Consider the following 6411-nt stretch of genomic DNA (forward strand, 5'->3'; position numbering starts at 1 on the left):
ACGACCAGGAGACCCGCATGCAGCTTGTGATCATCAGTGGCCGGTCAGGCTCCGGCAAGTCGATCGCGCTGCAGGCGCTGGAAGACCTGGGCTACTATGCCATCGACAACCTGCCAGCGATGCTTCTCGGCCCACTCGTCGACGAACTGCAGGATGGCCGCTCCCTGCGCTCCTCGATCGCCGTCAGCATCGATGCCCGCAACCTGCCCGACGCCCTGGAGCGTTTCCCCGAGCTGCTAGCAGAGTTGCGTGATCGCCAGGTTGACTGCCAGGTGGTCTATCTGACCACCGACGCGCGCATACTCCTCGAGCGTTACTCCCAGACCCGCCGCCGGCACCCCCTGACCCGCGGCAGCGACATGACGCTTGCCGAGGCGATCGATACCGAGGAGCAGTCCCTTTCCAAGATACGCGACCTCGCCGACCTGGTGATCGACACCACGCGTCTCTCGGTCCACGAGCTACGCGGGCGCATCACCGACCAGGTCGCTGGCCACCGGGCCGAACGGATGACCCTGACCATTGAATCCTTCGGCTTCAAACGCGGAGTGCCACTGGATGCGGACATCGTCTTCGATGCCCGCTGCCTGCCCAACCCCTACTGGGATCCCGCACTGCGCGATGCTACCGGACGCGATTCCAGCATTATCGCCTTCCTCGATAGCTACTCGATCGTCGTCGAGATGCTCGACGATATCGTCGCCTGGGTGGAGCGCTGGCTGCCGCACTACCAGGCCAGCCAGCGCAGCTACCTCACGGTGGCCATCGGCTGCACCGGCGGCCAGCATCGCTCCGTCTACCTGGCCGAACGCCTGGCCGACCGGCTGGCGAGCCGACATGCCGGAGTGCGGCTGCGCCACCGTGAACTGGGGATGCAGCTCACTCTCCCCGCCAGCCAGGAAGAGGCCGAGGGAACACCCGCGAAGGAAGGAACCTGAGGCGTGCCGAGTCGCAAATTGACCCTGACCAACCGGCGCGGCCTGCATGCCCGCGCCGCCACGAAGCTGGTGCAGTGCTGCCAGCCCTTTGACGCTCACGTCACTGTGTGCCGTGGTGACCAGCAGGCCGATGCCGGCAACATCATGTCGCTGCTGATCCTCGCCGCCCCCTGCGGCACCGAGCTGGAGGTCTGCACCGAGGGGGAGGACGCCGAAGCGGCCCTTGAGGCGATCACCCGACTCTTCGAGTCCCGCTTCGAGGAAGACGGCTGACATCGTAAGCCGTAAGCCGTAAGCCGTAAGCCGTAAGCCGTAAGCCGTAAGCGGAAAAAGATGCTACCCAACCAGCTGATAGGTAGTGTTTTTTTCTTACAGCTTCAAGCTTACAGCTTATAGCTCCCCGAAGGGGTCAGCCACCGGCCACCATCATCTCGTCGACCAGCCAGCTGCCGGTATGGATACTACCGCGGGTATCGATATCGTCCCCCACGCCGACAAGGCCTTGGAACATCGTCTCCAGGTTGCCGGCGATGGTGAACTCCTCCACCGGATGCCGGATCTCGCCGTCCTCGACCCAGAAGCCGGCGGCACCACGAGAATAGTCGCCGGTCACGCCGTTGACCCCCTGCCCCATCAGCTCGGTGACCAGCACGCCGCGGCCCATGCGGGCGAGCAGTGCCTCGCGGCTCTCCAGCGGCGCGGTGATGCGCAGGTTGCGCGCCCCACCGGCATTGCCCGTTGTCTCGAGATCCAACCGCCGGGCGCTGTAGGCCGAAAGCATGTAGCTGGCCAGGCGACCGTCGCGAACGAAGACATTGTCACGGGTCTGCACGCCGTCGCCGTCGAATGGCGAGCTCGCCATGGCGCCGACCTCCATGGGCCGTTCGCCGAGGCTGAACCACTCGGGAAAGAGGGGGGTATTCAGCCGATCGCACAGGAAGGAAGCCTGGCGATAGAGGGCCCCCCCGGCGATCGCCCCCATCAGGTGGCCCACCAGCCCGCTGGCAAGGCTCGGGTCGAAGAGTACCGGCATCCGTCCGGTGGCCGGCCGCCGGCCCCCCAGGCGCCGCAGGGTACGGCGGGCGGCACTTTTGCCCACCGCCTCGGCAGCAGCCATATCGCGAGGCGCGCGAGCGCTGGTGTAGTCATAGTCGCGCTGCATGCCATTCTCGTCCTCGGCAATCAGCATGCAGGAGAGCGAGTGGCGGCTACCACACTGGCTGCCCAGAAAGCCATGGCTGTTGGCGTAGACGCGCACCCCCTCGCCGCTGGAGAGGCTGGCTCCGTCGGAACTCCTGATGCCCGCCATGCCTCGGCCGGCTGACTCGCAGCGCAGCGCCAGGTCGGTGGCCGCGTCGATGGAGAGCGGCCAGGGATGATGGACATCGAGGTCCGGCAGCTCGGTGGCCATCAGTCGCGCGTCGGCCAGGCCCGAAGCCGGATCCTCACCGGTGTGACAGGCGATTGCCAGCGCCTTCTCGACCACGGCACGCACCGAGGCCTCACCGGCGTCACTGGAGGAGGCACTGCCCTTGCGGTGTCCCACATAGACGGTGACGGCGATCCCCTGGTCCCGGGACAGCTCGACCGTCTCCACCTCGCCCTCGCGGACGCTGACGCCGACGCCCTGGTCGACGCTTGCCCCCACCTCGCAGGCATCGGCCCCCAGCCGACGAGCCAGCTCCAGGGCCATCCGGGCGCGACTCTCCAGCAGGGTCTGCTGCGCAGCGGCATCGAAAGCCTGTGTCATGAACGTCTCTCCTCACTCGGCCGGCCATCAGACCGGTCCTCAAGATGATGCATTGTCCAGCCCCGTGTCGCGGGCTGATATACTGGTGCACAATTCGATCCCGACTGACGTGGAACCGGCATGACCCAGGATGACCTCTCCCCGGCCGACGAACGGCCCAGCAAGTCCCAAATCAAGCGCGAGATGCAAGCCCTGCAGCAGCTCGGCGAACAGATCATCGCCATGAGCGATGCCCAGCGCTCCCGCTTCCCGCTCTCCGACGACCTGCTGCGGGCCATCGAGGAGACGGGGCGCATCAAGGCCCGCGAGGCCCGCCGGCGCCACATGCAGTACGTCGGCAAGCTGATGCGCGGCGAAGACCTCGATGGCATCCAGGCGGTATTCGACGAGATCGAGAACGAGACGCTGCGTCGTGACCATGCCTTCCACCGCCTGGAAAAGTGGCGCGACCGGTTGATCGCCGACGGCGACGACGCCGTGGAGGCCTTCGTCACCGAGTTCCCCGACGTCGACCGCCAGGCTCTGCGCCAGTTGATCCGCAATGCCCGCCGCGAGCGGGACCAGGAAAAGCCGCCGACCAACGCCCGTCGACTGTTCCGGTTGATCCGCGATACCGCCGAACTCTGAGCCGTAAGCCGTAAGCCGTAAGCCGTAAGCCGTAAGCCGTAAGCCGTAAGCCGTAAGCCGGGAAGATGCCACCGGAACCGCCGGTGGCAGGGGTTTTCTTACAGCTTAACGCTTATAGCTTACAGCTCCCCGAAGGGGTCATGACTGTGTTCCCCCCACGGTCAGCTCGTCGAGCTTGAGCGTCGGCTGGCCTACGCCTACCGGCACACCCTGCCCCTCCTTGCCGCAGACGCCGATGCCGGTGTCGAGTTCCATGTCGTGGCCGATCATCGAGACGCGGCCCATGGCCTCGGGGCCATTGCCGATCAAGGTCGCCCCCTTCACGGGGGCGGTGATACGGCCATTCTCGATCAGATAGGCCTCGCTGGCCGAGAAGACGAACTTGCCGGAGGTGATATCCACCTGGCCACCACCGAAGCTCACCGCATAGAGGCCCCGCGACACGCTCTTCAAGATGTCCGCCGGGTCGTCATTGCCGGCGCGCATGTAGGTGTTGGTCATGCGTGGCATCGGCAGATGGGCGAAGGACTCGCGCCGGGCGTTGCCGGTCGGCGCCATGCCCATCAGCCGGGCATTGAGCTTGTCCTGCATGTAGCCGGTCAGGATGCCGTCCTCGATCAGGGTGGTGCTCTGTCCCGGCGTCCCTTCGTCGTCGACGCTCAACGAGCCACGCCGATCAGCCAGGGTGGCATCGTCGACCACGGTCACCCCGCGTGAGGCGACCTGCTGACCGATGCGCCCGGCGAAGGCCGAGCTGCCCTTGCGATTGAAGTCCCCCTCCAGGCCGTGACCCACGGCCTCGTGAAGCAGTATGCCCGGCCAGCCCGGGCCCAGCACGACCGGCATCTGGCCAGCCGGCGCCTCGACGGCCTCCAGGTTGACCAGCGCCTGTCTCACTGCCTCCCGGGCATAGCGCTCGGCGACGTTCTCGTCACGCAGCCGCACCATGGCGTAGCGACCGCCACCGCCGGCGCTGCCCCGTTCACGGCGTCCGTTGCGCACCGCGATCACGCTGACATTGAAACGCACCAGGGGACGGATATCCGCCGCCAGGGTGCCGTCGCTTGCACGCACCAGCACCACCTCGTGGACACCGGTGAGCGAGGCGCTGACCTGGGCCACCGAGGGGTCCGCCGACCGGGCCACCCGGTCGGCCAGCTTGAGCATGGCGATCTTGTCCTCGGCGGAGAGGCCGGTGAGCGGGTCGACCCCGGCATAGCGGGCATGGCTGGCCATGGACATGCCCGGCGCCACTGTCAGCCGCTCGCCACGGCGCACGATGCCGGCGGCGGTTCGACCGGTCTCGGCCAGGGCATCGGCAGTGATCTGGTTGGAGTAGGCAAAGCCAGTTTTTTCACCGGCCAGGGCGCGCACCCCCACGCCACCGTCGATATTGTAGCTGGCCTCCTTGACCTCTCCATCTTCCAGTACCCAGCCCTCGTGCCAGCTGCGCTGGAAGTAGAGGTCGGCATAGTCGATGCCTGGGCCCATGGCGTGGCCGAGCCCGTCATCCAAGGCCGAGAGGTCGAGGCCACCCGGCGTCAGAAGAACAGCGGAGGCCTCGTCGAGCATGGCATGAGTCTGTGATGTCATTCGGCACTTTCCAGAGAGATCCGCGGCGAGGTCCAGGGGCCCTGCACGCGATAATGGATTCGGGTCACGCGGTCGATAGCATCGCCGAACAGCTTGTCGGCGAGGAACAGGGCGCCGCCGACCACCGGGGCGCCAGCGAGCACTGCCGCCAGCGGCAGGTTGCTGCTTAACGGGACTGTGACGGCCAGTCGCTGGTCGAGTTCCCGGCGCGCCAGGTCGACGCTGCCGTCCAGGGTGAAGCGGGCCGCCGCCCCCTCGATTTTCACCGGACCGCGGGTTTCCAGCACTCCACCATACAGGGTAGCGGCACCCGTGACACGATCGAAGGCGGTCCCCTGGCCGGTGACATCGGAAAAATCGAGCCTCAGTCGACGCAGCAGGTTGTCGACGTAGAGCAGGCCGACGACCCGCGCCGAGGGCGACTCGATATTGACGAAGCGCCCATCACGCAGCACCACCTCGAGACTGCCCCGAGAGCGGGCCAAAGCGAACTGCCAAGGCGCTCCCGGCCAGGCCAGTTGGCTCTTCACCCGGGTCTCGGCGCTACGGACAGCCACCGGCTGGCCCAGCACTGCCAGGGCAGTACCCAGGTCCCGGCCATCCAGATCGAGCCGCGCCCGGGTCAGGCTGTCTCCGGCCCCGCTCGCCTCCCACACCAGATTGCCATGGGCACTGATCTGCCCCAGCGTCAGGCCCAGGGGATCGACCACCAGCCGGTCGGCCGCCGACCGCCAACGCCCGTTGAAGGGGCCGAGGCGCTGCCCCTGCCAGGCGATCTCGGCGATCCGCAGCCGGCCGTCGGGCACGGCCTCCAGGCCCTCCGGCAGGGGGGTCGCCTCGGGCGGCACATCGAGCTCATCCATCAGTTGCCCGCTACCACTGGCCGGCGGCACCAGCGCATCTAGCGCCAGCCGATCCAACGTGATATCCAGAGGATTCCCGTGTGCGGGCCGATACGACAAGCGCCCTGCGGCCAGACTACCGTCCAGGCTCAGCTCCAAGCCCCCGCCTCGGGCGCCTCCCTCCACGATCAGCGACCCCAGGCAGCGTGACTGCACCTGCAAGCAGTCGGTCCGGACATCCAGCGAGGAGAGGGCTGACGGGGCGCCTCGGTCTCCCTGGCCGCCGTCCTGCGGCATCAGCGGCAACAGCGCACGGGCCCAGTCGGCCACCGGCAGGCGCGGCTGGTAGGCCTCGACGCTCCAGCCGGCCCCCCGGGGCCAGGCGTCTGGCCGGCGCCCCAGCCATGCCTGCCCCTGTCCGGAAGTCCCACCATCGAGCTCGCGCCAGCGCAGGCCAAGCCGGTCGCCCAGGCGGCCATCGAGGCGGCCCCGGGGCAGGTCGAAGGTCAGCTGCAGGGGGAGACGTGCCGCGCGGCGCTTGCCCAGCGGATCCGGCAGAGCAATGGCCAAGCCTTGCAGGCTGCTGTCGAGGCGCAGCGAGGCGCCCTCGTCGTCGATCACCAGGCGGCCCTGCCAGGGCAGTTGGCCCTCGATCAGCCCG

Annotated in this window: 6 protein-coding genes; 3 read left to right on the top strand and 3 right to left on the bottom strand. The window is 67.6% G+C overall.

Features of this window, described 5'->3' with window-relative positions; genetic code table 11:
• The first annotated feature begins 17 nt into the window (after window positions 1-17).
• Window positions 18-938: an RNase adapter RapZ gene (gene rapZ, locus RI841_RS02385; RefSeq protein WP_310703968.1), complete on the top strand. Its 921-nt coding sequence runs from the start codon at window positions 18-20 to the stop codon at window positions 936-938.
• 3 nt (window positions 939-941) lie between these two features.
• Window positions 942-1211: an HPr family phosphocarrier protein gene (locus tag RI841_RS02390; RefSeq protein ID WP_310703969.1), complete on the top strand. Its 270-nt coding sequence runs from the start codon at window positions 942-944 to the stop codon at window positions 1209-1211.
• A gap of 136 nt (window positions 1212-1347) precedes the next feature.
• On the opposite strand, the gene pmbA is transcribed toward RI841_RS02390, so the two are convergent.
• Window positions 1348-2688 carry a metalloprotease PmbA gene (gene pmbA / locus RI841_RS02395; RefSeq protein ID WP_310703970.1) on the bottom strand — a complete coding sequence of 447 codons (1341 nt, stop codon included), beginning with the start codon at window positions 2686-2688 and terminating at the stop codon, window positions 1348-1350.
• Window positions 2689-2808: 120 nt separating this feature from the next.
• Here pmbA and yjgA point away from each other — a divergent pair, with 120 nt between their 5' ends.
• A complete protein-coding gene (gene yjgA / locus RI841_RS02400; protein ID WP_310703971.1) occupies window positions 2809-3315 on the top strand; it encodes a ribosome biogenesis factor YjgA in 507 nt (168 codons plus the stop codon).
• Window positions 3316-3453: 138 nt separating this feature from the next.
• Here yjgA and tldD read toward each other — a convergent pair whose 3' ends face one another.
• Window positions 3454-4908, bottom strand: a complete 1455-nt coding sequence (tldD, locus tag RI841_RS02405; protein ID WP_310703973.1) for a metalloprotease TldD — start codon at window positions 4906-4908, stop codon at window positions 3454-3456.
• A partial coding sequence (locus tag RI841_RS02410; protein WP_310703974.1) for an AsmA-like C-terminal region-containing protein occupies window positions 4905-6411 on the bottom strand: 1507 nt, incomplete at its 5' end. The genes tldD and RI841_RS02410, both read right to left, overlap by 4 nt.

Origin of the sequence: Halomonas sp., from assembly GCF_031581305.1 — a bacterium.
In the GTDB taxonomy this organism is placed as follows: domain Bacteria; phylum Pseudomonadota; class Gammaproteobacteria; order Pseudomonadales; family Halomonadaceae; genus Halomonas.